The organism is Streptomyces tirandamycinicus, assembly GCF_003097515.1.
Classification (GTDB): Bacteria; Actinomycetota; Actinomycetes; order Streptomycetales; family Streptomycetaceae; genus Streptomyces; species Streptomyces tirandamycinicus.
In genome coordinates, this window is the sequence record NZ_CP029188.1 from 1,374,478 (window position 1) to 1,399,245 (window position 24,768).

The window sequence follows — 24,768 nt, forward strand, 5'->3', positions numbered from 1 at the left end:
CCCTGTCCCCACGGGCGGGCGGGACCATCGACAAGAGAGAGTGTGAGGGTGCTCGTACTCGTCGCTCCCGGCCAAGGCGCTCAGGCGCCCGGCTTCCTGACCCCCTGGCTCGAACTCCCCGGCGCCTCCGACCGCATCGCGGCCTGGTCCGACGCCATCGGGCTCGACCTCGCCCACTACGGCACGAAGGCCGACGCGGACGAGATCCGCGACACGGCCGTGGCGCAGCCGCTGCTCGTCGCGGCCGGTCTGCTGTCCGCCTCCGCGCTCGGTGACGTCGTCCCGGACGCCGTCGCCGGTCACAGCGTCGGCGAGATCACGGCCGCCGTGTTCGCGGGCGTCCTCGACCCGACGGCCGCGCTGCGTCTCGTGCGCACCCGCGGCCTGGCGATGGCCGAGGCCGCCGCCGTCACGGAGACCGGCATGTCGGCCCTGCTCGGGGGCGACCCCGAGGTGAGCGTCGCGCACCTGGAGAAGCTGGGCCTGACCGCCGCGAACGTCAACGGCGCCGGGCAGATCGTCGCCGCCGGCACCAGGGAGCAGCTCGCCGCGCTGGAGGCGGACAAGCCCGAGGGAGTGCGCAAGGTCGTCGCGCTCAAGGTCGCCGGGGCGTTCCACACGCACCACATGGCCCCCGCCGTGGCACGGCTGGAGGAGGCCGCGGCGTCGCTGGCACCGGCCGACCCGAAGGTGCGTTACGTCTCCAACAGGGACGGCCGCACCGTCGCCACCGGTGACGAGGTCGTGTCCCGGCTGGTCGGGCAGGTCGCCAACCCGGTCCGGTGGGACCTGTGCATGGAGACCTTCAAGGAGCTCGGAGTGACCGCCCTGGTCGAGGTGTGCCCGGGCGGCACCCTCACCGGACTCGCCAAGCGCGCGCTGCCCGGCGTCACCACACTCGCGCTGAAGACCCCCGACGACCTCGACGCGGCCCGCACGCTGCTCGCCGAGACCGGTTCACCCGCCGCGGACGCGGCGGGCGCCTGACAAGGAGCCGAGACAGCATGTCGAAGATCAAGCCCAGCAAGGGCGCCCCGTACGCACGCATCATGGGCGTCGGCGGCTACCGCCCGACCCGGGTCGTGCCCAACGAGGTGATCCTCGAGACGATCGACTCCTCCGACGAGTGGATCCGCTCCCGCTCGGGCATCGCCACCCGTCACTGGGCGAACGACGAGGAGACCGTGACGGCGATGTCGGTCGAGGCGGCGGGCAAGGCCATCGCCGACGCCGGGCTCACCCCGGAGCAGATCGGCGGTGTGATCGTCTCGACCGTGTCGCACTTCAAGCAGACCCCGGCCGTCGCCACCGAGATCGCGGACAAGATCGGCGCGACCAGGCCCGCCGCGTTCGACATCTCCGCCGGCTGTGCGGGCTTCGGCTACGGCCTGACCCTCGCCAAGGGCATGATCGTCGAGGGCTCGGCGGAGTACGTGCTGGTCATCGGCGTCGAGCGGCTCAGCGACCTGACCGATCTGGAGGACCGCGCCACGGCGTTCCTCTTCGGTGACGGCGCGGGCGCCGTCGTCGTCGGTCCCGCGAAGGAGCCCCGGATCGGCCCCACCGTGTGGGGTTCCGAGGGCGACAAGTCGGAGACCATCAAGCAGACCGTGCCGTGGACGGACTACCGCGACGGCGCCGTCGAGCGGTTCCCCGCCATCACCCAGGAGGGCCAGGCGGTCTTCCGCTGGGCCGTGTTCGAGATGGCGAAGGTCGCCCAGCAGGCGCTGGACGCGGCCGGGATCACCGCGGACGAACTGGACGTCTTCATCCCGCACCAGGCGAACATGCGGATCATCGACTCGATGGTGAAGACTCTGAAACTGCCGGAGCACGTCACGGTCGCCCGTGACGTGGAGACCACCGGCAACACCTCGGCCGCCTCGATTCCGCTCGCGATGGAGCGGCTTCTGGCGACCGGGCAGGCGAAGAGCGGCGACACCGCGCTCGTCATCGGCTTCGGGGCGGGTCTCGTCTACGCCGCGACGGTCGTTACCCTCCCCTAGGCAAGCATCCGGATCCTCCGGATTTCCGGTCCTCCGGGCAAGCCCGTCCAACCCTCTGCTACACACCGAAGGAGCGCCACATGGCCGCCACGCAGGAAGAGATCGTCGAAGGTCTCGCCGAGATCGTCAACGAGATCGCCGGTATCCCGGCGGAGGACGTCCAGCTGGACAAGTCCTTCACCGACGACCTGGACGTCGACTCGCTGTCCATGGTCGAGGTCGTCGTCGCCGCCGAGGAGCGCTTCGACGTCAAGATCCCGGACGAGGACGTCAAGAACCTCAAGACCGTCGGCGACGCTGCCGAGTACATCCTGAAGCACCAGGCCTGATCCAGGCCGATCAGGTACGCCACCCAGCGGTGGCGCCGCTGATTCACGAACCCTCATAGACCGTGGAGAAAGAATTCCTGTGAGCTCGACCAATCGCACCGTGGTCGTCACCGGTATCGGCGCAACCACACCGCTGGGTGGCGACTCCGCTTCGACCTGGGAAGGTCTGATCGCCGGGCGTTCCGGCGTCAGGCCCCTCGAAGGCGAGCGCTTCGAGGAACTGCCCGTCCGCATCGCCGCCCCGGCGGCGGTCGACCCGGGTGAGGTCCTGCCCCGGCCGCAGGCGCGCAAGCTGGACCGCTCGGCGCAGTTCGCGCTGATCGCCGCCCGTGAGGCGTGGGCCGACGCCGGTTTCACCGCCGCGGCCGGCGAGGACGGGAACATCCAGCCGGACCGCCTCGGCGCGGTCATCGCCTCCGGCATCGGCGGCGTCACCACCCTGCTCGACCAGTACGACGTGCTGAAGGAGAAGGGCGTACGCCGGGTCTCCCCGCACACCGTGCCGATGCTGATGCCCAACGGCCCCTCCGCCAACGTCGGCCTGGAGGTGAACGCCCAGGCGGGCGTGCACACCCCGGTCTCCGCCTGCGCGTCGGGCGCCGAGGCGATCGGCTACGCCATCGAGATGATCCGCAACGGCCGGGCCGACGTCGTGGTCGCGGGCGGCACCGAGGCCGCGATCCACCCGCTGCCGATCGCCGCGTTCGCCAACATGATGGCGATGTCCAAGAACAACGACGAGCCCGAGCGCGCGTCGCGGCCGTACGACAAGGCCCGTGACGGTTTCGTGCTGGGCGAGGGCGCGGGTGTCGTCGTCCTGGAGTCCGCGGAGCACGCGGCCGCGCGCGGCGCGCGCGTCTACTGCGAGGCGCTGGGCCAGGGCCTGTCCGCGGACAGCCACCACATCGCGCAGCCCGAGCCGACCGGCCGCGGTGTCGCGGCGGCGGTCCAGAACCTGCTGGACAACACCGGCCTGAAGCCCTCCGAGGTGGTCCACCTCAACGCCCACGCCACGTCCACCCCGCAGGGCGACATCGCCGAGATCAAGGCGCTGCGCAAGGTGCTGGGCGACGACCTCGACCATGTCGCGATCTCCGCGACCAAGTCGATGACGGGCCATCTGCTGGGCGGCGCCGGGGGTATCGAGACCGTCGCCACGGTCCTGGCACTGCACCACCGCCTGGCCCCGCCGACCGTGAACGTCGACGACATGGACGACGAGATCGAGGCGGACGTCGTCCGGGGTGAGGCGCGTGCGCTGCCGGAGGGCACCATCGCCGCGATCAACAACTCGTTCGGCTTCGGCGGCCACAACGTGGTGCTGGCCTTCCGTACCGTCTGACGCACGACGACGGGCAGCGGGCCCCGTCTCCCCTCGTGGGAGGCGGGGCCCGCCCGTGTGTCCGGACCTGGTGGGGACGGGGCTGCCGGCGGGGGCGCGGCTTCCGGTACGGGAACGCCAGGGCCGCCCGGCGGAGCTACGCTGCGCCCCGGTCTCGCCGGCGCCGGGGGTCCGCGGCGGGGCGGGTGCGGTGGGGGCGGGGAGGGTGCGGTGGGGAGGGCACCGGGCCGGTACCGCCCCCGGCTGAACGGACGGCGGAGCGGGGCACCGGGCGGCGCGGTCGCCGCCCGGGGAGACGGCGGGTCAGACCACCTGGTGGAGCCAGCGGACCGGGGCGCCCTCACCCGCGTACCGGAACGGCTCGAGCTCGTCGTCCCATGGCTTGCCGAGCAGCTTGGAGATCTCCGCCTCGAGCTCCGTCTCGCCCTGGGTGGAGCGTGCGAGGGCCGCGCGGAGGCGGTCCTCGGGGATGAGGATGTCGCCGTGGATGCCGGTGACGGCGTGGAAGATGCCCAGGTCGGGAGTGGCGCTGTAGCGCTCTCCCTCCGCGGTGGCGCAGGGTTCCGCGGTGACCTCGAAGCGGAGCAGCTGCCAGCCGCGCAGCGCGGACGCCAGCTTGGAGGCCGTGCCGCTCTCGCCCTGCCAGGAGAACTCGGCTCTCCAGGTGCCCGGGGAGGCGGGCTGGCGGATCCAGTCGAGCTGGACCCGTACGCCGAGCACGCCCGCGACCGCCCATTCGACGTGCGGGCACAGCGCGCGTGGTGCGGAGTGGACGTAGAGAACGCCGCGTGTCGTCACCGGGACCTCCAGTGTGGGACGAGGATCACCCTCCCAGCGGCCTCAGTAAACAACATCAAGTACGTACGCCCTGCAAGGAGCAGAAGGCGGACACCATATGACGTGATGTGACTTACTGGAGCCGGTGAGCCGGGTGCCTCTGGTTCGACGTGGGCAAAGCTACCGTGCGCCGGGGGCCCAGGTGTGTCGGACCGCCCCTCCCGGGCCCGTACGCACCAAGCATTCACCCGCCAGGACGCCTTGGGGGAAGGCACACGCGTGAAATCCGGCGGCGCGCCGTCACCGGTGCCGCGGCAGCGATCGGTGGCAGTGGCGGCGGGATGCGGCCCCGGCCCGGGAGGCGGCGAGCCCGGGAAGCGCCCGAGGCCCTTCCCGGCGTACGTCCGGGACCGTGCCCCGCGACCGGGGGGCCGGCCGCCGCCGGGCAGGTCCCTCAGCCGCCGCTACGGCTCCGCGCCGCGGCCCCCGCGGCAGCCCGGGCCCCGGGGCGGCTGTCAGGGACCGCCCCGGGGTGATGGAGGCCCGCCCGGGGTGACGGAGGCCCCCGACGTCGGCGATCGCGGGGGCGGGGACCGGCCCGGACGGCCGGGCCGCGCGGAGCGACGTGGGGGAACCGGGAGGGGACTCCAGGATGCTGATTTCCCGTCATGATTCCCGCAGGCGCGCCGGACCGTCCGGATCCACGTCGCGGGTACCCCGTTCGCCGTCGCCGCACGCCCCGGCTCCCGCCGGGCCGCCACCCCGGCTGCACGGAATCGTCTCAATTTCCCCTCTGGTCACTTCGCCAACTCTGCTTCCATACTGACGACTTCGGGCAGAACGGTTTCTGCGGAGGGATGCGGCGTGCGGCGGACTGTCGGGTTGCTGGTCGTGACGGCGGTGGTGGGCACGATGGCCGGCACGGCGCCGGTGAGCGCGGACGAACGGGCCACGCGAGCGGTGGAGGGCGCGCGGGGCGGGTCGTCCGCCGCCGCCGCGGCCGAGGCGACCGTGGAGGAGCGGCGGCTGGACCGGCCCGCGCCGCGGGAGATCCTGCGGCGCAGTGGATTCGACTCCGTGGCGGACCGGTTCGCCGTGGCGCTGCGGTCGGCGGACTCGTACGCCGAGGCCCGCCGGGTCGTCGACCGGCAGGGCTCGGCGCTGTGGCGGCGGGCCGTCGACCGGGCGCAGGGCCGGGGTCCGGTACGCGGCGACCTCAGCCGCGACGACGACCGCCCGCTGTACTGGGCACGACTCGGCATGACCCGTGAACTGCGCTCCTGGGAGCCGCGGTTCGCGCTGTCCGCCGAGGCCCGCGGCCGGCTGCTCGGGGAGCTGGAGCGGACCTCCCGCGGCCAGGACACCATGGACTTCCCGGGTGCGGGGAGGACCGCAGGCGGCAGGGGCTTCAAGCGGGTCGTGCTGACCGGCTTCGACCCGTTCACGCTGGACCGCGACGTCAGGATCAGCAACCCGAGCGGGGCGACGGCGCTCGCCCTCGACGGCACCTGGCTGCGGACCGCGGACGGCGGCCTGGCCCGAATAGAGACCGCGGTCTTCCCGGTGCGCTGGGCGGACTTCGCGGCCGGGACGGTCGAGCGGACGCTGCGCCCCCGGCTGCCGGAGGCGGATCTGTTCACGACCGTGAGCCAGGGCCGGGTGGGGCGTTTCGACATCGAGCGCACCAACGGGGCCTGGCGCGGGGGCTTCCCGGACAACGAGAACGTCTCGCGAACGGAGACCGTGCCGGTGGCCGGGCCCGCCGCACAGCCGCAGTGGACGTCGACGACCCTGCCGTACCAGGCCGTCGTGGCCGCGGAGACCGGCCGCTTCCCGGTGTACGACAACACCTCCGTCACCGAGATACCGGAGGGCGGCACCGAACCGGTGGTCCGCCCCGACGGGCCCACCCCCGGCTCGACGGCCCGTGCGGGAGGCGGCGGGAGCTACCTGTCCAACGAGATCGCCTACCGGGCCACGTTGCTGCGCGACCGTCTCGGCCTGCACGGCACCCTGCCCGGCGGCCATGTGCACACGCCGGTGCTCGCGTTCGGCGCGGGCAACGCGGATCCGGCGACGGGCACCGTGACCGATCCCGAGTTCGTACGCAACCGGCTGGACATCATCGCCCAGGTGCGGGCGATCGTGGCGGTGGCGGCGGCGCGCCGCTGATCCGCCCCGGCGACGGTGGACGTACGACCGGCGCGGCTCCCCGGCCGCGGCCCGGCCGGGCCGGACCGGTGGGCCCCCGGCCGACGCCGGCCGGCCGCGCGCCGGGCAGAGAGGGGTACGCCGCGTGCCGGGCCGCGGGTACGGCGCGTTCCGGGCGTGAGGCACGAACGCGCGCCGGGCCGGCCGGGCTACCCCGCGTGCCGGGCCGCAGGTACGAACGCGCGCCGGGCCGCAGGTGCGAACGCGCAGGCCGCGGCCGGCCGTCGTCCCGCGCTCAGGAGCGGGCCTGGTCCTTGCCGAGGTCGTACGGCCCGGCGGGCCGGCCCTGGTCGCGGCTCGCGTACGGGTCCTGATCGTGCCGCGGGGGCGCGTGAGGGTCGGGCTCGGGGGCCGTGTGACCGGCGTCCTCCCCGGCCCGGTCCTCCGTCAGGTCGCGCACCAGCAGCGTGGCGCCCGCGACGGCGCCCGGCATCAGCAGCACCGCGACGAACGGGACGAGGAAGGCCAGCGCCAGCGGAACGCCGAAGCCGAGAGTGAGCATGCGCCGCCCGCGCAGCAGGTCGAGGCGCTCCCTGAGTTCCACCCGTCGCCGCTGGAGGGCCACGGCGGTGAGCTCCTCCGCGAGGAAGAAGCCGGTGACGCAGAACCCGAGTACGGGGACGACGGTCTGGCCGACGACGGGGACGAACCCGAGCGCGAAGAGCAGCACACCGAACACCGCGACACGGACCACGATCCGCAGGCTGTCCCGGGCGGAGATCCACAGTTCGCGCCAGAGCGGCAGCCCGGACTCCGGGACCTCGCCGCCCTCGGCGCGGTCGACGGCCTCGGAGAGCGACTCGTAGAACGGCTGGCCCACCAGCAGCGTCACGGCGGTGAACGTGATCACGGCGAGGAAGAGGCCGAACACCCAGACCAGTGCCGTCAGGAAGCCGCGGAGTCCTCCCTGCCATGGCGACGACCAGTCGTCCGCGAACGGGGTGGCCCAGCCCACGAGGTCGTCGGCGCCGTAGGCGAGCCCGACGAGGGCCGCGGCGTACAGCACGAGGGTGATCAGCCCGGGCAGCAGTCCGATGCCGAACCACCGGCCGTGCCGGCCGACCCACTGCTGCCCCTTCACCAAGTAGCCGAAGCCCGCACCCAGATCACGCATGCGCCACACCCTATACGGGGCCGGAACCACGGTCATGGGCGTGTCCGGGCCGGTGAGGCCGTCCGCTTCCGCCGGGTGGCGATGCGACGAGGGCGATGCGACGAGGGCGGCGCCCCTGGGGGTGCCGCCCTCGTCCCGTGAAGCGGTCCCATGCACCGGGCGCGAGCGCTCGCTCCATGCGCGGGGCGCGAGCTCCGTCCCATGCGGTGGGCGCGGGCGCCGGACGGACCGGCGCGTGGGTCAGACCGCGAGCTCGACCGTGATGTTGCCGCGGGTGGCCTTGGAGTACGGGCACACCTGGTGGGCCTTCTCCACCAGCTTACGAGCGGTGGCGGCGGCCACGTTCGGGATGGTCGCGGAGATCTTCACGATGATGCCGAAGCCCTCGTCGTTCTTGCCGACACCGACCTCGGCGGTGACCGTCGAGCCGGAGACGTCGGCGTTCTCCTGACGGGCGACGACGCCGAGCGCGCCCTGGAAGCAGGCGCTGTAGGCGGCGGCGAAGAGCTGCTCCGGGTTGGTGCCGGCGCCGGAGCCACCCATCTCCTTGGGCGGGTTGACGACGACGTCGAGCTTGCCGTCGTCGGTGGCGACGCGGCCGTCACGGCCGTTCTCCGCCGTGGCGACGGCGGTGTACAGGACGTCGGACTGCTGGATCGACATGGGTTACGGGTTCCTTCTGTCGTTCGCCGCGGCTCGCGCCCACGACCGCGACGGCTGGGATGAGCCTAGCGGGTGAGCGAGACGACCATCTTCCCGGTGTTCTCGCCGCGCATGAGGCCCAGGAACGCCTCGGCGCCGTTCTCGATGCCCTCCACGACGGTCTCCTGGTACTTCAGCTCGCCGGAGCGCAGCCAGCCGCCGACGTCGCGCACGAACTCGGGCTGCAGCGCCTCGTGGTCGCGGACGAGCATGCCCTGCAGGCGCAGCCGCTTGCCGATGACCATGGCCAGGTTGCGCGGGGCCGGGGTGGGCTCGGTCGCGTTGTACTGCGCGATCATTCCGCAGAGGGTGACGCGGCCGTGGGGGTGGAGCGAGGAGATCGCGGCCTCCAGGTGCTCGCCGCCGACGTTGTCGAAGTACACGTCGATGCCGTCGGGGGCGGCGGCCTGGAGCTGCTCGGCGACCGGGCCGTTCTTGTAGTTGAAGGCGGCGTCGAAGCCGTACTCCTCCACGAGGAGCCTGACCTTCTCGTCGGACCCGGCCGAGCCGATGACGCGGGAGGCGCCCCTCAGCTTCGCCATCTGGCCGACCTGGTTGCCGACGGCACCGGCCGCGCCCGAGACGAAGACCGCGTCGCCCTCCTTGAAGGAGGCGACGTCGAAGAGACCGGCGTAGGCGGTGAGGCCGGGCATGCCGAGCACGCCCAGGTAGGCCGAGAGGGGGGCGGCGGAGCCGTCGACCCTGGTCGCCTGCCGGGCGTCGACCTCGGCGTACTCGCGCCAGCCGAGGAAGTGCAGGACGTGGTCGCCGGGGGCGAAGCCCTCCGCGCGGGAGGCGACGACCTCGCCGACCGCGCCGCCCTCCATGGGCTGGTCCAGCTGGAACGGCGGTACGTACGACTTCACGTCGTTCATGCGTCCGCGCATGTAGGGGTCGACGGAGAAGTGCAGGTTGCGGACGAGGATCCGCCCCTCGCCCGGTTCGGCCACCGGGGCCTCACGCAGGGCGAAGTCCTTGGACTCCGGCCAGCCGTGGGGTCGGGAGACGAGGTGCCATTCGCGGCTGGTCGCGGGCAGTGCGGGCATGTGCGGGCCTCCTAGAAATGCTTCAGGTTATGAAACAACCATGCGACTGAATATTTCATATTGTCAAGCAACTGGGTATGCTGACGGCATGTCCACCTCGCGCACTGACCCGCTGACCCTGGAGGTCGTCGATCTCATCGGCACCGTCGTGGCGCGCTACCACGAGGAGTACGAGGAGGCCGCGGCCCGCTACCGCCTCACCGGCGCCCAGGCCAGGGTGCTCGGGCTGCTGGCCATGGAGCCCACCGCCATGCGGCGGATCGCCCGGCAGCTGAAGTGCGAGCCGTCGAACGTCACCGGGATCATCGACCGGCTGGAGGCGCGCGGCCTGGTGGAACGCAGGCCGGACCCGGCCGACCGCCGGGTGAAGATAGCGGCGGCCACGGAGGAGGGCCACCGGACGGCCCGCGGCCTCCGGGACGCCCTGCACTTCGCGCGCGAGCCGCTCGCGGAGCTGTCGCCTCAGGAGCGCAGGACGCTCCGGGACCTGCTGAGGCGGATGCTGGGGGACGTGCGGGTGGTGCCGGGGGACGTCCAGGCCGACGCGTAGACCCGGCGGACGACGGAGGGTCCGCCGCGGCCTCGCGGCGGAGGGTGCCGGGGCCCGGCGGCTGCGCGCTCGGCGGATGCGTGCCCGGCGGCTGAAGGCCTTCGCGGCCTCGCGGCGGAAGGGGCCGTGGGCCGGGCTCATGGGCACGGCGGGCGGAAGGGACCTGGGCCCGTCCCGTGCGCACACGGCGGCGGGACGGCCCGTGGGCCTTGTGGTCTACGCCCTCGGCGGCAGCGGGCGCGCGCGGTGGGTCGGGGGAGGCGGGGCGCGCGGGGGACCGGCAGCGCCGGTGGGAACCAGGGGACTAGGGAACTAAGACACTAGGAGACTAGGGGACTAGGAGCACCAGAAGATGAGCCAACAGGTCTTCGTCGGCGTCGGGGAGGGCGTCGGCTCCGCGGCGGGCGGGGGAGGCGGGGACGACGGCGAGGGCTCCTGCGACTGAGAGGGCTGCTGCGACGGGTCCCCCGTCGGGGACGGGGCGCCGTCGTCGCGCGGATCAGGCTCGACCGGCGCCGACTCAGCCGGGTCCCCCGGGCCCTCCCCCGGCACGGTGGCCTCCACCGTCGGTCTGACGCTGCCGCGCCCGACCGATCCGCTCGGCCGCGCCGTCACCGAGGACGTCGCGGGCGGCTCGCCCACCTCACTCGGCTGCGGCGGCGGCTCCGCGCTGCCGGTCGGCTCGGGTATGTCGTCGACCTCCAGGGACTCCTGCTCGCGCACCTCGACGGAGGTGTCGTCACCGACGCCCGAGGACTCCCTGGCCAGTTCCGCCAGGCTCAGCGCGCCCGCGGCTAGGGCCAGCCCGAGCGTCCCCAGAAGCACCTTCCGCCCCCGCTTGCGCCGCGCCCTGCGGGCGCCGCCCGCCTTCCGGGTGCGGCGGCGTCCGGCCGGCGGCCCGCCCCCGTCGGTGTAGGGGCCGCCCAGCTCGACGACGACATCACTCTCCGCCGCGGCGGAGGCGGGCCGGAAGTGGCGCAGTTCCTCGGCGGGAGTACCGCACCCGGCGCACGCCAAGGCCCCGTTGAGGTGTCGGCGGCACTGGTCGCAGTAATCCATGGCCCCCGGAGCGTATGCAGCGATGTGACACCTGAGGTAGGCGTGACTGTGAGGATCCTGTGTGGGGTCAGCATTTCCTCGGCACGTCGGCTGGCCGGGACGTACTCACGGACCGGCACATACGGGCACGATGAGGGCATGGACACCTTCGGATCGCGTGCGTTCCAGCTCGTCCTGCTCCGCCGGATGGCCGACCACCAGCCGGAGCTGGTCGAGGAGGCACGCCGGGAGCTGGGCGCGTCGGCGGCCGAGATGCGCGAGGCCAACCGCCGCTGGCAGGCGACCGTGCGCTCCCCGCGCGCCCGTGGGGCCTTGTCCCGGTACCGCTCCGTGCTCGGTGAGCCGGAGGGCACCGCCCGCCGCAAGGTCGGCGACCTGGAGTGCGAAGCGCTGCGGTGGCGCCTGCCGCTGTGGCCGGACCTGCGGTTCGAGGTGCTGGCCGGGCCGGGCGGAGCGGTCTGGAACGAGTGGCTGGTACGGGCGCCGGGGGCCGCCGGACCCCTGCTGCGCACGGCGGACGACCTGCGCCCCTGGTGCTGCACGGTCGACGAGGTCGCCACGGCCTTCGCCCCGGTACGGCCGATGGAGGGCACCGCCCCCACCCGCTGGCGGCTCGCGTTCGTCGTGCCCGACGGGCGGTCGTGCGTGGCGGAGTTCACCTGGGGGCTGCTGCAACGCGTGGCGTACCGGTCCTGACGCGGCGTCCGCGACCCGGTGATCGGGGCCGGGCTGTCACGGCCGGTGATCGCGGCCCGGCGTCGCGGCCGGTGATCGCGGCCCGGCGTGCCTCCGGCCCCGCGCCGTCGCCCGCGGAATCCACCCCCGACCGGCTCAGCCCAGCGCGCGTGACGCGCCCGGCGATCGCAGGATGCGAGGAGGGAACCGTCTCGGGAGGACCTGCCATGACCGTCAGTCTTGAGCAGTTGCGCCGCTGCCATGTCGCCGTCGACCTGGGCGCGGCGCGGACCCGGGTCTACGTGAAGGGCATGGGGCTCGTCGTCGACCAGCCCAGCGTCGCCGCCGTCAACACCCGCAACGGCGCCCTCATCGCCGTCGGCGAGTTCGCCGAGCAGATGACCGGCCGTACCCCCGACTACATCCGGGTGATGCGCCCGGTCTCCGGCGGCACCGTCGTCGACATCGACATGGCCCAGCGCATGCTCCGCCATCTGCTCGGCGAGAAGCTCCGCCGCCAGCTGCGCCGCAAACCGCGGCTGCGGGCCGCCGCCTGCACTCCCCACGAGGCCGATCCCCTCGCCCAGCGCGCCACCGTGGAGACGCTGGTGGGACTCGGTGCCCGGCGGGTCGAACTCGTCGACACGCTGATCGCCGCGGCCGTCGGCTGCGGACTCCCGGTGGAGCAGCCGACCGCCACGATGATCATGATGTGCGGTGCGGCCACCACGCAGGTCGCCGTCCTGTCCCTCGGCTCCATCGTCACCGCGGCCCGCATCCCCGTCGGTGGGGAGGCCGTGGACCACGCCGTCATCCAGCACCTGCGCCACCAGCACGAACTGATGCTGCCCAGCCAGTCCGTACGCCCCCTTCAAATCGCGCTCAGCGAGAACGGGCTCACCCTCCAGGGCCCGTCCACCACCGAGATCCACGGCCGGGACGTCGCGACCGGGCTGGCGCGATCCGTACGGGTCGACACCGCGGCGGTGCGGGACGCGATCCACACTCCGCTGACCGCGGTGCTGGACGGCATCGGAAGGATCCTGCGCGACTGCCCGCCCGACCTCGTCGCCGATCTCGCCGACCGCGGGATCATGATGGTCGGCGGCAGCGCGCTGCTCCCCGGCCTGGACCAGATGCTGCGGGACTCCACCGGGATGCCGGTGCACATCGCCGAACGGCCCGATGTGTGCGCGGTGCAGGGACTCGGGGAGATGATGGAGGGCAACGTCGCCTCGATGGTCCTCTCCCCGCTCACCGCCTGACCCGGGCCCGTCCGGAACCGGACCACCCCACGCCGGACGACCCGATCCGGAAGATCACGTTCCGGAACGTGGTTGTGCCGGTACAGCACATGCCGGCACAACCGGTACAACACACGCCGGTACAACACATGTCGAATCGACATATGCCGGAACAACACGTGTCAGAACGGCACCTGCCGCTCGCCCCCACCGGCAGGCGTGGTGCCGCCAGGCCCCGTGCCCAAAAGCCACGTGCCGCCGCGCCATATGCCAACGAACCACGTTCGGGTGGTGCGGGAGGACTCGGGCCTGCCGGCCCGCACCCGGCGGTCCGGGACCCGGGCCTTGTTACGCACGGGTAGGTCGCTGTGGGGAGAATGGCGGGACCGCGGGCGCCCGCGAACCGGCGCGTGCGGAAGCGATGTGAGGAGGACGACCGGTGAGTGCTCTCTTCCCCGCCCTGGCGGCGGCCGCGCGGGCCGCCCACGGCACGCACGACCCGCACGGCACAGACGGCGACGTACGGCACCGGCCCGCGCTGCGCTTCGGCGACCGGGAGCTGACGTACGGCGCGCTGGCCTGCGCCGCCGGGGCGGTGGCGGAACGGATCTCCGGGGCGGGCCGGGTCGCGGTGTGGGCAACACCCACGCTGGAGACGGCCGTCGGCGCGGTGGCCGCGCTGTTCGCGGGGGTGCCCGCCGTACCGCTCAACCCGCGCACGGGAGAGCGGGAACTGGCCCACATCATCCGGGACAGCGCCCCGCACCTGGTGCTGGCCGGTCCGGACGACGAACTGCCGCCCGTACTGGCCGCCCTGGAGCGGATCGACATCGAGGCGGCGGGACCCGGGGGCGTGTCGGGACCCGGGGAAGCGCCGGGGCCCGGCGTCCGGGCCCTGCCCGCCGAGCCGGGCCCGGAGACCGCCGCGTTGATCGTCTACACCTCGGGGACCACCGGGCCGCCCAAGGGCGCGGTGCTGCCGCGCCGGGCGATCGCGGCCACTCTCGACGCCCTGGCGGATGCGTGGGAGTGGACCGGCGACGACGTCCTCGTCCAGGCGCTGCCGCTGTTCCATGTGCACGGGCTGATCCTGGGCGTTCTCGGCCCGCTGCGGCGGGGCGGCGCGGTGCGGCACCTCGGGCGGTTCTCGGCCGAGGGCGTGGGGCGGGAGCTCGGCACCGGGGCGACGATGCTGTTCGGGGTGCCGACGATGTACCACCGGCTGGCGGAGGCGGTGGACGGCGACCCGGAGCTGGCGAAGTCCCTCGCGGGCGCCCGGCTGCTGGTGTCCGGCTCGGCGGCGCTGCCCGTGCACGACCACGAACGGCTCTTCGCCGCGACGGGCCGGCGGGTCGTCGAGCGGTACGGGATGACCGAGACGCTGATGAACACGAGCGTCCGGGTGGACGGCGAGCCGTGTCCCGGATCGGTGGGCCTGCCGCTTCCGGGGGTGGAGCTGCGGCTGGTGGAGGAGGACGGGACGGAGATCACGGCGCTGGACGGGGAGACGGTCGGCGAGATCCAGGTCCGGGGGCCGAACCTGTTCACCGGCTATCTGAACCGGCCGGACGCGACCGCGGCGGCGTTCGACGGCGACTGGTTCCGCACCGGCGACATGGCGGTGCGGGCCCCGGACGGGCAGGTGCGGATCGTGGGCCGCAAGGCCACGGACCTGATCAAGAGCGGCGGCTACAAGATCGGTGCGGGCGAGATCGAGAACGCCCTGCTGGAGCACCCGCAGGTGCGGGAGGCCGCGGTGACCGGCGAACCGGACGACGACCTGGGCGAGCGGGTGGTGGCGTGGGTGGTGCCCGCCGACCCGGCCCGCCCGCCGTCCGGGGACGAACTGGCCGGCCATGTCGCGTCCCAGCTCGCCCCGCACAAGCGCCCGCGGACGGTCCGGTTCCTGGACGCGCTGCCCCGCAACGACATGGGCAAGATCATGAAGCGGTCGCTCCCCCATGGCTGACGCCCTGACGGCACGCGAGGCGGTGGCCCTGGTCGCGGACGTCTTCGAGGAGCGCCCGCCGGCGACGGCCGAGGACACCTCCGGCGACGGGCCGCTCCGGTGGGCCGGGTACGCGCGGGCACGGGCCCGGGCCGCGGCGCGGACCGGCGAGAGGGAGTCCGTCGTGTGGGGGACGGCGGACATCGGCGGACTGCGCGCGGTGCTGGTGTCGTTCGAGTTCCGGTTCCTCGGCGGATCGCTGGGGCAACGGGCCGGGGACCTGCTGGAGGAGGCGTACGCCCATGCCCGCGCCGCCCGGCTGCCCCTGGTGTCGCTGGTCGCCACGGGCGGCAGCCGGATGCAGGAGGGCATGGTCGCCCTCGGCCAGCTCCAGCGGGTGGCGCGGGCCTCGGCGCTGATCCGCGCGGCCGGTCTGCCGCAGCTCGCGGTGCTGCGCGACCCCACCACCGGCGGCGGCTGGGCCACCCTCGGGGCAGGCGCGGACGTGGTGCTCGCGCTGCCGGGAGCGCAGGTCGGCTTCGCCGGTTCGCGGGTCAGGCCGCCGGACGCCGACCCGTCGGCGTACACGGCCGAGGGCCAGCTGGCCGCGGGGCACGTCGACGCGATCGTTCCCCGGGACCGGCTGCGCCCGGCGCTGTCGCTGTGGCTGCGGCTGCTGACGGGCGGCACCGTGCAGCCGGTGCCGGGCGGCGCGCCCGTCCCGCCGCCGGCGGCTCTCGACGGCGCCTACGGTACGGCGGCCACCGGCTGGGAGGCGGTGCGCCGGGCGCGGGCGCCGCACCGGCCCCGCGCGGGTGCGTATCTCGACGCCTGGTTCGACGAGCGGGCGGATCTCCACGGCGACCGGTGCGGTGGTTCGGACCCGGGGATGATCTGCGGTTTCGGGCTGCGGAAGGGGCGGGTGGTGGCGTACGCGGCGCAGGCCGGGACCGCGACCCGGCCCGCCGGCTACCGTACAGCGGCCCGGCTCATCCGGCTCGCCGACCGGCTGGGGATCCCGGTGCTCACCCTCGTGGACACGCCCGGTGCCGCGAACGACGCCGAGGCCGAACGGGCCGGGGCTGGCGCGGCCATCGCCGACGTCTTCGCGGCGGTGGCGTCGGTGCGCGTCCCGGTGACGACCCTGGTGATCGGCGAGGGCGGTTCCGGCGGGGCGCTGGCGCTGGCCGCCCCGGGCAACACCTGGGTCACCCCCGACAGCTACTTCTCGGTCATCGCGCCCGAGCTCGCCGCGGCGATCCTCAAGCGCGACCCCTCCGAGACACCGGCCACGGCGGACCAGCTCCGGCTGCGGCCGCGGGACCTGGTGGAGCTCGGGGTGGTACGGGGGATCGTGGCGCGGGCCGAGTGATCCTCGCGGCGGGTACCGCCCCGGCGCTCCGTACGCCGGGACGGTCCGCCCGGCAGGTGGGGCGGTCCGCGCGGCACATGGGATGGTCCGCGCGGCACGTGGGGTGGTCCACCCGGCAGGTGGGGTGGTCCGCCTGGCAGGTGGGGCGGGCGGGGCCGGCCGGGCCCATGAGGTGCGTCACAGCAACTTAGGCAAGCCTTCCCTCGCGGCGCGGCCCTCTGGTAGACGTGGCAGTCGGCCCGTACGGGAACCGCACCGCAGCACCACCGGAAGTGTCACTCATGGACCAGGACCGTTCGCCCGACCTCACGCCGTTCGAGATCGACCTGACCTTCGAGGAGGCCCGGCGCCGGGCCGAGGTGGTGGCCGCCCTGGGACCGGACTGGGACCCGGTGGCCGCGCTGGAGGGCGAGCAGGCCGCGTACGCGCTCCTCTACTCCGGCCTCGACGCCGGGCAGCGGCGGACCTACGACATGCTCGTCGCCGCCGGTGTCCTTCCGGAGGGAGGTCCGGGCCGTGCGCCTTCCCATTGACCCGCAGGCCGACATCGCCCGCCGCGCCTGGCTGCCCTGCCCCGCCTGCGACGACGCGCGCGACTGCGCCGCCTGCGCGGACCGGCGCAACTGCGTGCAGCACTGGCGCTATCTGATCTCCAACCAGGGCGCGGTGGTCCATCTGCAGTGCCCCGGCTGCACCCATATGTGGTCGGTCGACACCCGCCGCCGCGCGACGCGCCCGGCGGGCGACCCGCCGTCCTGCTGAAAGCGCAGCCGTCCCGGACCTCGTCCGCGAACGTCCCAGGCATATGACGCAGCTATATGGATGACGGATCGTCAGCAATCCGGTGACCGCCCGGATGTCGGACCGCCCGGCCATCCCGGAACTGCTAGCTGTAGGCGCCGAACACATCGACGTTGCGGAAGAAGACCGGCGAGGTCCGGTCGGCCTCCGTCGGTTCCTCAAGAAGGGTCTGGGATGCCCAAGATCTTCGGCGCTGCGCTACTCGTCCTCGCACTCGCGGCCGCTCCGGCGGCTGCCGCGGCCACCGGCCCGTCCGCCCGACCCGGCCAGACCCCCGGTCAGACTCCCGGCCAGACCCTCGACCAGGCCTCCGGTGAGACCACCGGCCGGTACATCGTGACGCTCCAGGACGCCCCCGCCGCCGGCAGCGCCGAGGCGGCCGTGGACTCGGCCGTCGTGCGGGCGGCGTCCATGGGCGCCACGGTGCTGCACGTCTACCGGCACGCCCTGCACGGCTACGCGGCCTCGATGACCGCGTCCACGGCGGCCACCCTCGCGGACGAGCCCGGAGTCCGGTCCGTGGAGCCGGACCGTCCGGTGGCGATCGCCGCCCAGTCGGTGCCGACCGGGGTGGACCGGGCGGAGGCCGACCTGAGCCCGACCGCAGCGATCGACGGGAACGACACCCGGGTGGACGCCGACGTGGCGGTGATCGACACCGGTATCGACGCGGGCCACCCCGATCTGAACGTGTACGAGGCCGGGGGCAAGAACTGCTGGCTCCCGATCCTGCCGCCCGTGGACCGGCACGGTCACGGCACGCACGTGGCCGGCACGATCGGCGCCCTCGACAACGGCACCGGAGTGGTCGGCGTGGCCCCGGGAGTACGGCTCTGGCCGGTACAGGTGCTCAGCCCGTTCGGCTCCGGCAGCACCTCGAACGTCATCTGCGGCATCGACCACGTCACCGAGCACGCCGACGAGATCGACGTCGTCAACATGAGCCTGGGCGGCGCGGGCAAGGACGACGGCGACTGCGGCAGGACCGGCAGCGACGCCATGCACCGGGCGATCTGCAACTCGGTGGCGAAGGGGGTCACCTACGCGGTCGCGGCGGGCAACGACCACGCGGACGCCGCCGGTTTCGTCCCGGCCGCCTACGACGAAGTGATCACGGTCAGCGCACTGGCCGACTTCGACGGCGTACCGGGCGGCCTCGGCGGCTCCACGTGCCGCGCGGACCGGGACGACACCTTCGCCGACTTCTCCAACTACGGCCGTGATGTGGACCTGATCGCCCCCGGCGTGTGCATCAGATCCACCTCAGCGAACGGCGGCTACTCCACCCTGTCCGGCACCTCCATGGCCGCGCCGCACGTGGCGGGCGGGGCGGCCCTGTACCGGGCCACCCACCCCGACGCCTCCCCCGCCGAGGTCAAGGAGGCGCTGGTGGCGGCCGGCGGCATGGACTGGACGTGGCCGTCGGAGGACGGTGACGGCATCAAGGAACCGTTGCTGCGGCTCGATTCCTTCTGACCCCGCCGGGCGGGGTGCGTACGGCCTCCGGCGGTACCCGGACCGGAGGCCCTGGCGGACAGGTCGTACGGCGCCCGGGGGCCGTGCCGAGGTTGCCCGCCTCGGCACGGCCCCCGGGCGCCGCGGCGTCATCGCGGTGCGGGGTCATCGCGGTGCGGGGTCATCGCGGTGCGTCGGTGCGGGGTCATCGCCGTGCGGTGAGGCGGACTCGGCGGGGCGGGGCGGGGTGGGGCGCGAGGGCACGGGCACGGGCACGGGCACGGTCACGGTCACCGGACTGACGCGGACTCACGGCGCCGGCCGCCGGGCGTCGTACCGTACGAAGCCGCGGCCGCCCAGGGCGAGCAGACCGATCGCCAGGACGCAGGCGATCCCGCCGCCGGTGACCGCGACCGTGGGCGAGGTGAGATCCGCGACCGAGCCGGCGAGGAAGTCGCCGAGGCGGGGGCCTCCCGCCACCACGACGATGAACACCCCCTGCAGGCGACCGCGCATCTCGTCCGGCGCGGCCGTCTGCAGCATGGTGTTGCGGAAGACCATGGACACCGTGTCGGCACATCCGGCGAGCGCGAGGAAGAGCAACCCGAGCCAGAGGTTCCTGGTCAGGCCGAACACGGCTATCGCGGTGCCCCACGCGGCGACGGCCAGCAGGATCGCCACCCCGTGCCGCCGTATGCGCCCCTGCCATCCGGAGAACACCCCGCCCAGCAGCGCGCCGACGGCCGGCGCCGCCACGAGCAGACCCGTCGTCCGCGCGTCCCCGCCGTACCAGAGCCCGGCCACCGCGGGGAACAGCGCCCGCGGATGGGCGAGGATCATCGCGCAGAAGTCGGAGAAGAAGGTCATGCGGATGTTGGGCCGGGTGGCGAGGAAGCGCAGCCCGTCGAGCACGGACGCCCGCCCGCCCTTCGCCCCGTCGCGGTCGGGCAGCATCGAGGGCAGCCGCCACATCGCGTACAGCGCGGCCCCGAACGCGACGCAGTCGACGACGTACGCGGCCTGATAGCCGCCTTGGCCGACGATCAGGCCGCCCAGCATCGGGCCGAGCAGCATGCCGGACGTCATCGTCATGGAGGAGAGGGCGTTGGCGGCGGGCAGCTGCTCGGGCGGCAGCAGCCTGGGGATCATCGCGCTGCGGGCGGGCGAGTTGAGCGCGGCGCACACCGCCTGGAGGGCGACCACGCCGTACAGGAACCAGACGTGGTGGAGGCCCGCGAACGCGGCGGCGGCGAGCACGGCCGAGAGACCGGCCGAACCGGCCGCGCTCCAGAGCCCGAGCGCGCGCCGGTCCACGGTGTCGGCGACGGCGCCTCCGTACAGGCCGAAGACGATCAGCGGGACGAGCGAGAAGAGGCCGACGAGACCGACGGAGAAGGTCGAGTGCGTGATGTCGTACACCTGGAGCGAGATCGCCAGGGTGGTCATGCCCTGGCCGATCCAGGAGACCGTGTTGCCGAACCAGAGCCGCCGGTAGTCGGCGGAGACGCGCAGCGGTGTGAGGTCGGCGAGGACGCGGGGTCCGCGGGCGGGAGTGCCGGTGGCGGTCATACGAGGTGCGTCGTACGGAGGGCGGCTATCGGCGGCATGGCGGAAGTATATGGACGCATCCCGGCGAGCCCCTTACCGTCCCCGGGCGGGACGAGTGCGGAGACCCGTCGGGATCGCCGGGGGGGGCCGCGTGCGGGGGCCCGTCGAGATCGCCGGGGGCGGGTGCGAAGGCCCTCGGCTCCGCCCGGGGAGAACTCAGCGCCCCCCGGAGACCCTGAGGACCGTGCCCGTCGTGAAGGAGGCGTCGTCCGAGAGCAGCCAGGAGACGGCACCGGCGATCTCGGCCGGTTCCCCGGGCCGGCCGAGCGGGGTCACCGCGGCCACCTTGGCCGGCCGGTCGGGATCTCCCATGGCGGCGTGTATGTCGGTGTTCACGGTGCCGGGGGCGACGGCGTTCACACGGACGCCCTGCGGTCCGAGTTCCTTGGCCAGCCCCACGGTCAGGGCGTCGATCGCCGCCTTCGCCGCCGCGTAGTGGACGTACTCCCCGGGGGCGCCGAGCGTGGCGGCCGCCGAGGAGATGTTGACGATGGCGCCGGAACCGCCGGCGGCCATGTCGCGGGCGGCTCGCCTGCAGCACAGCAGACAGCCCAGCAGGTTGACGTCGACGACCCGGCGCAGGTCCTCGGTGCGGGCGTCGGCGAGCCGCCCGAGCGGGCCGGTGACGCCGGCGTTGTTGACCAGGCCGGTCACGGTGCCCAGTTCCGCCGCCGCGATGTCGAACAGCCGCTCCACCGCGGCCTCGTCGGCGGTGTCCACCCGCACCGCGACACAGCGTCCTCCGGCGGCGCGCACGGCCCGCGCGACCTCCTCGGCGGCCGCGGCGTTGCTGACGTACCCCAGGGCCAGGTCGTGCCCGTCGGCGGCCAGCCGGACGCAGGTCGCCGCGCCGATGCCCCGACTGCCGCCCGTGACGACGGTGACCGGACGTGCCATGGCGCCTCCCGTACTCGCTCCTGCCCGCGCGCGATCCGCGGGGTGTTCGGGAGCCACTTCATCACAGGCGGGACCGGTCAGGGGCGCGGGTGTGCGGGTACGCGGGTACGCGGCGGTGGCCCGTGCGCCGGGGACGGTGTGCGGGTGCGCCCGGTGCGCGGGGGGCGACGTGCGGAGGTGCAGACGTGCAGACGTGCGGGACTGCGGGTGTGCGGGCGTGCAGGTTGCGGGGCAACCCGGGTAGGCGCAGGGTGAACAGGCGCGGGGTTAACCGGTGTGTGTACGCACCACGGACCCGAGAGGACACCGATCCTGATGAGCAAGCACAACGCCAAGGCGCGGCAGATCAAGGGCAAGCTGAAGGAGACCCTGGGCAAGACCATGGGCGACAAGTCCATGCGGCGCTCGGGCCGGAACGACATGCTGCGCGGCAAGGCGCAGGAGATGGCGGAGAAGGCGGCCGACCAGGTACGCAAGCACACCAGGCACCACTGACGCGTCCGGCCGCCGGTGCGGAGGCGGGCCGTGCACCGGCGCGGGCCCGCCGCACCGCGGTGCGCGCACCGGAGCCCGTGTTGCGCCGATGCCGGTTCGCGTGCACGACCTCGGTTCCCCGGGCACGGGATCCGTTCCCGGGTCGGAGATCCGTTCCCGGGTCGGAGGTCCTAGGAGACCCGTTCCCGGGTGCGAGACCGGTGACGTCAGTTCAGGGCCAGGACCTCCCGGGCCGCACGCTCGCCCGAGCGCACCGCGCCCTCCATCAGCCCGTGCATCTGTGTCGCGGTCTCCGAACCGGCCCAGTGGATCCGGCCGACCGGCTCGCGCAGGGCGCTGCCGTAGCTCGTCAGGGCCCCGGGCGGGAAGTGCCCGATCATCCCGCCCGCCGACCAGGTCTCCGCGGACCAGTCGGTCTCCAGGTAGCCGAGGGGGTGCAGCGCCTCCGGGCCGAACCGCTCCGCGAGCGCACGCAGCCACACGTCCCGGCGCTCCTTGGGCTCCAGCCGGCCGAGCCGCACGGCCACGGGCCCGAAGGCGTAGCTGCTCAGCACGCCCGGGCGGCCCCCGGGCGGTGTCTGGTCGATGGTGACCGGGACTGCCGAGCAGGGGGCGAGCGACTGCCCGGAAAGCCGCAGGCCGCGCCAGAACGGCTCGGGGTAGGAGGTGTGGACGCGGATGATCTGCCCGGGCGTCATCCGCTGCCGCAGGTGGACGACGGCGGGCGGCGGCGCCGGTTCGAACTGGATGCGCCCGGCCAGGACCGGCGGCACTGCCACGATCACCCGGCGCGCCCGTACCCTCAGCGCGTCCGTGCGCACCTCGGCGTCGTTGCCGTTCTGGACGATCCGCCGGACCGGACTGGCCAGGCGTACGGCGTCGCCCAGTTCCTCGGCCATGCGCCGGGCGAGCTCCGGGGTCCCGCCGTCGAGGAGGTGCGTCTCGGTCCTGCCGCTGTCGGTGTAGTAGTCGAACCCGCCGCCGCCCCGGGCCAGGACGAGCGCGCCCAGCAGCGAGACCTCGGCGGGATCGGTGCAGAACAGCAGGCTCATCGTCGCCTTCAGCACGGTGTACGCCGTACCGGAGGGAACGTTGAGCGGATCGGCGAGCCACTGCCCGAGCGTGCGGGTGTCGAGCGCCCGCGCGTTCCGGGCCAGCCAGGGGGCATCCGCGGGCAGCCGCCGGGCCATCGCGTTCAGCCGTGTGAAGGCCAGCCCCAGCGAGGCGAGCGCCGCCGGGTTGAGCTTGGGCACGGTCCCCCGGTAGCGGCGGTCGGCACCGTCGAGGCGCAGCACGTGGTCGCCGTCGTCGTACTGCGGATACGCCCGGAGCCCGTACTCCCGGGCGAGCCGGAACATCCTCGCCTGGCCGTCCCCGAGCCAGGTGCCGCCCGCGGAGACGACGGTGCCGTCGGGCAGCTCCCGGTTCCACACCCGCCCGCCCACGCGGTCCCGGGCCTCGAGCACGATCACCTCCCGGCCCGCCTGCGCCAGGTTGCGCGCGGCCGCAAGACCCGCGAATCCGGCACCGACCACGCACACGTCCGCCGTCGTCTGCTCCATGACGCACCTCCACGGTGCAGCCTCGCCCGGACGGCGCCACGGCGCTCGGTGGGTGAACCACCCGTGGGGCGGTTGGGGCCGTACGGGCGACCCGCGGCCCCGCCGGGCGCGGGTCCGCGCGGTCCGGGCCCCGCACCGGCACAGGCCACCCGGCCGGGACGGGACCGTCAACGGCCCACATCGGGCGGCACGTTAGCTGTGCCACGTTTCCGCGGCCTTTTGAACGACCGCTCCGGGGCCGTCGTTGACCCCGGTAACCGGTGCCCCGTCCAGACCGGTGAGTGAGCGAGGTCCGCACATGCCCAGGTCCCTTCCGCACCGCACCCGGCTCCGCCCCGCACCCGGGGTACGCCGCCCGGCGCGTCCAGCGCGCTCGGCACATCCGGAGCCTTCAGCGCGTTCAGCGAGCTCGGCGGGTTCAGCGCGTTCGACGTGCTCGGCGGGTTCAGCGAGCTCGGCGTGCTCGGCGGAACCGGCCGCCCGCCCGCGGCTCCCCTACTGAGCGGTCGCGCCCATGGACTACTGCGCACCCTGTCACCGCCCCCTCAACGGCGCGGTGACCTGCCCCGAATGCGGAGCGTACGACTCGGCGATGGCGGCCACGGCCGGACTTCCGGTGGCCTTCCCGGCCATGCCGGGGACCGGCCCGGACGGGAAGGCGGCACCCGGCGGGTCCCCGGACTCCCTCCCGGCCGCCGCGCCGGCCACGGCTCATGTGCCCCAGATCCTCGCTCCGGCGGCCCCGTACCCGGAGCGGCCGACCGGAACGACCGGAACGACCGGGATCAGCGGGATCAGCGGGATCAGCGGGATCACGATGACCGCCGGAACCACCGAGTCGACCGGGACGACCGGGACGAGCGACGCCCCCGCTCAGGCCCACACCCCCGGGGACAGGGCGCCGGCCCCCACCCCGGTCGACCCGGCCCCGGCCCCCGCGTCCTCCGCGCCCGCTCCGGCGGCCCCGGCCCAACGCCCCCGGTCGTGGCGGTGGAAGACCTATGGCGTCCGGGCCGTCGCCACGGCCGCCATCGCCGTACTCGGCGGCCTGGGCACGTCCTCCCTGCTGGCCGACGGCTCCGCCGGCCTCCAGCAGGCCGCACCGGACCCGGAGCCGGCGTCCTCCGACGAGCCTCCGGAGCAGGGCGCCACGCCGCCGGGGGCCTCCCCCTCACCGGAGCGTGCGACCACGCATCCGGCACGGGGTGCCGCCCGCGAACGCGACGGAGCTCTTCCCACGGGCCCTCGTGCCACGCCCCGTCCCCCCGCTCCCCCCGCTGCCCCGGCTCCCGCGACCCCGGCGTCTCCCCCGGCAGCCCGGACCTCGGAGCCCGGCCCCGACACCGGATCGCCGCCGGGGACCGCCGCGCCGAGCGCCCGCCCCTCCACGGGCGGCCGCCCGGTTCCGTCGCCCTCACCGACGGCGCCCGCTTCGCCGAGCCCCGGCGGCAGTACGAGCCCGTCACCCACGGGCAGTCCCACGCCCAGCGCCACGGAGCCGCCGGTGACCAAGGCGCTGGGGGCGCGGCTGCCGTTCCCGGCGCCCCCGGACTCCCTCGGCGGTGCCGCGCTCAC

General features: G+C 74.1%; 22 protein-coding genes. 14 read left to right on the plus strand and 8 right to left on the minus strand.

The features are described 5' to 3' along the window. Window positions 1-48: 48 nt before the first annotated feature. The 4 genes from DDW44_RS06080 to fabF all read left to right on the plus strand — a co-directional run bounded on the left by DDW44_RS06080 (window position 49) and on the right by fabF (window position 3,677). Window positions 49-987, plus strand: coding sequence for an ACP S-malonyltransferase (locus DDW44_RS06080; RefSeq protein WP_017945079.1), 939 nt, complete (start codon window positions 49-51; stop codon window positions 985-987). 17 nt (window positions 988-1,004) lie between these two features. Next, window positions 1,005-2,006, plus strand: a complete 1,002-nt coding sequence (locus tag DDW44_RS06085) for a ketoacyl-ACP synthase III (protein WP_017945078.1) — start codon at window positions 1,005-1,007, stop codon at window positions 2,004-2,006. Between the two features lie 80 nt (window positions 2,007-2,086). Continuing rightward, the gene (locus DDW44_RS06090; RefSeq protein ID WP_017945077.1) at window positions 2,087-2,335 is read left to right on the plus strand and encodes an acyl carrier protein; all 249 of its coding nucleotides are present in this window, start codon (window positions 2,087-2,089) and stop codon (window positions 2,333-2,335) included. A 79-nt stretch (window positions 2,336-2,414) separates the two neighbouring features. Further along, window positions 2,415-3,677 carry a beta-ketoacyl-ACP synthase II gene (fabF, locus tag DDW44_RS06095; RefSeq protein WP_027731156.1) on the plus strand — a complete coding sequence of 421 codons (1,263 nt, stop codon included), beginning with the start codon at window positions 2,415-2,417 and terminating at the stop codon, window positions 3,675-3,677. Between the two features lie 303 nt (window positions 3,678-3,980). Here the strand turns inward: fabF and DDW44_RS06100 are convergent, their stop codons facing one another. After that, complete coding sequence (locus DDW44_RS06100) at window positions 3,981-4,475, minus strand: DUF3145 domain-containing protein (protein ID WP_017945075.1); 495 nt, start codon at window positions 4,473-4,475, stop codon at window positions 3,981-3,983. Between the two features lie 891 nt (window positions 4,476-5,366). Between DDW44_RS06100 and DDW44_RS06105 the strand changes: the two genes are divergently transcribed. Further along, entirely contained in the window at window positions 5,367-6,626 is a 1,260-nt protein-coding gene (locus DDW44_RS06105) for a pyroglutamyl-peptidase I (RefSeq protein WP_425275690.1), read from the plus strand. 274 nt (window positions 6,627-6,900) lie between these two features. Here the strand turns inward: DDW44_RS06105 and DDW44_RS06110 are convergent, their stop codons facing one another. The 3 genes from DDW44_RS06110 to DDW44_RS06120 form a co-directional block, all read right to left on the minus strand. Continuing rightward, the gene (locus tag DDW44_RS06110; protein WP_108905784.1) at window positions 6,901-7,779 is read right to left on the minus strand and encodes an EI24 domain-containing protein; all 879 of its coding nucleotides are present in this window, start codon (window positions 7,777-7,779) and stop codon (window positions 6,901-6,903) included. A 240-nt stretch (window positions 7,780-8,019) separates the two neighbouring features. Further along, entirely contained in the window at window positions 8,020-8,442 is a 423-nt protein-coding gene (locus tag DDW44_RS06115; RefSeq protein ID WP_108905785.1) for an organic hydroperoxide resistance protein, read from the minus strand. 65 nt (window positions 8,443-8,507) lie between these two features. Further along, window positions 8,508-9,527, minus strand: a complete 1,020-nt coding sequence (locus DDW44_RS06120; protein WP_108905786.1) for an NADP-dependent oxidoreductase — start codon at window positions 9,525-9,527, stop codon at window positions 8,508-8,510. 88 nt (window positions 9,528-9,615) lie between these two features. On the opposite strand from DDW44_RS06120, the gene DDW44_RS06125 reads away from it, so the two are divergent. After that, window positions 9,616-10,077, plus strand: a complete 462-nt coding sequence (locus DDW44_RS06125; protein WP_108905787.1) for a MarR family winged helix-turn-helix transcriptional regulator — start codon at window positions 9,616-9,618, stop codon at window positions 10,075-10,077. 336 nt (window positions 10,078-10,413) lie between these two features. Here the strand turns inward: DDW44_RS06125 and DDW44_RS06130 are convergent, their stop codons facing one another. Next, window positions 10,414-11,136 (minus strand): SCO2400 family protein, encoded by a 723-nt coding sequence (locus tag DDW44_RS06130; RefSeq protein ID WP_244223972.1) that lies wholly within the window; start codon window positions 11,134-11,136, stop codon window positions 10,414-10,416. A gap of 138 nt (window positions 11,137-11,274) precedes the next feature. Between DDW44_RS06130 and DDW44_RS06135 the strand changes: the two genes are divergently transcribed. From DDW44_RS06135 to DDW44_RS06165, 7 genes are all read left to right on the plus strand, one after another. Then, window positions 11,275-11,832, plus strand: a complete 558-nt coding sequence (locus DDW44_RS06135; RefSeq protein WP_108905788.1) for a hypothetical protein — start codon at window positions 11,275-11,277, stop codon at window positions 11,830-11,832. A 206-nt stretch (window positions 11,833-12,038) separates the two neighbouring features. After that, the gene (gene mreB / locus DDW44_RS06140; protein ID WP_018889906.1) at window positions 12,039-13,076 is read left to right on the plus strand and encodes a rod shape-determining protein; all 1,038 of its coding nucleotides are present in this window, start codon (window positions 12,039-12,041) and stop codon (window positions 13,074-13,076) included. A gap of 418 nt (window positions 13,077-13,494) precedes the next feature. Beyond that, window positions 13,495-15,024 (plus strand): acyl-CoA synthetase, encoded by a 1,530-nt coding sequence (locus DDW44_RS06145; RefSeq protein ID WP_279634798.1) that lies wholly within the window; start codon window positions 13,495-13,497, stop codon window positions 15,022-15,024. Next, entirely contained in the window at window positions 15,017-16,375 is a 1,359-nt protein-coding gene (locus tag DDW44_RS06150) for a carboxyl transferase domain-containing protein (protein ID WP_108905789.1), read from the plus strand. The genes DDW44_RS06145 and DDW44_RS06150 overlap by 8 nt, the downstream gene beginning before the upstream one ends. Window positions 16,376-16,656: 281 nt before the next feature. Beyond that, window positions 16,657-16,908, plus strand: coding sequence for a DUF6400 family protein (locus tag DDW44_RS06155; RefSeq protein WP_018889909.1), 252 nt, complete (start codon window positions 16,657-16,659; stop codon window positions 16,906-16,908). Next, window positions 16,892-17,137, plus strand: a complete 246-nt coding sequence (locus DDW44_RS06160; protein ID WP_018889910.1) for a hypothetical protein — start codon at window positions 16,892-16,894, stop codon at window positions 17,135-17,137. Before DDW44_RS06155 ends, DDW44_RS06160 begins: the two co-directional genes overlap by 17 nt. A 213-nt stretch (window positions 17,138-17,350) precedes the next feature. Next, window positions 17,351-18,652 carry a S8 family peptidase gene (locus DDW44_RS06165; protein WP_108905790.1) on the plus strand — a complete coding sequence of 434 codons (1,302 nt, stop codon included), beginning with the start codon at window positions 17,351-17,353 and terminating at the stop codon, window positions 18,650-18,652. 288 nt (window positions 18,653-18,940) lie between these two features. On the opposite strand, the gene DDW44_RS06170 is transcribed toward DDW44_RS06165, so the two are convergent. Both DDW44_RS06170 and DDW44_RS06175 read right to left on the minus strand, forming a co-directional pair. Further along, window positions 18,941-20,200 (minus strand): MFS transporter, encoded by a 1,260-nt coding sequence (locus tag DDW44_RS06170; protein ID WP_108905791.1) that lies wholly within the window; start codon window positions 20,198-20,200, stop codon window positions 18,941-18,943. Window positions 20,201-20,395: 195 nt separating this feature from the next. Continuing rightward, entirely contained in the window at window positions 20,396-21,136 is a 741-nt protein-coding gene (locus DDW44_RS06175) for an SDR family oxidoreductase (RefSeq protein WP_108905792.1), read from the minus strand. Window positions 21,137-21,451: 315 nt separating this feature from the next. On the opposite strand from DDW44_RS06175, the gene DDW44_RS06180 reads away from it, so the two are divergent. Continuing rightward, window positions 21,452-21,631, plus strand: coding sequence for a CsbD family protein (locus DDW44_RS06180; RefSeq protein WP_017945058.1), 180 nt, complete (start codon window positions 21,452-21,454; stop codon window positions 21,629-21,631). A gap of 206 nt (window positions 21,632-21,837) precedes the next feature. On the opposite strand, the gene DDW44_RS06185 is transcribed toward DDW44_RS06180, so the two are convergent. Further along, window positions 21,838-23,193: a flavin monoamine oxidase family protein gene (locus DDW44_RS06185; protein ID WP_108905793.1), complete on the minus strand. Its 1,356-nt coding sequence runs from the start codon at window positions 23,191-23,193 to the stop codon at window positions 21,838-21,840. Between the last annotated feature and the right edge of the window lie 1,575 nt (window positions 23,194-24,768).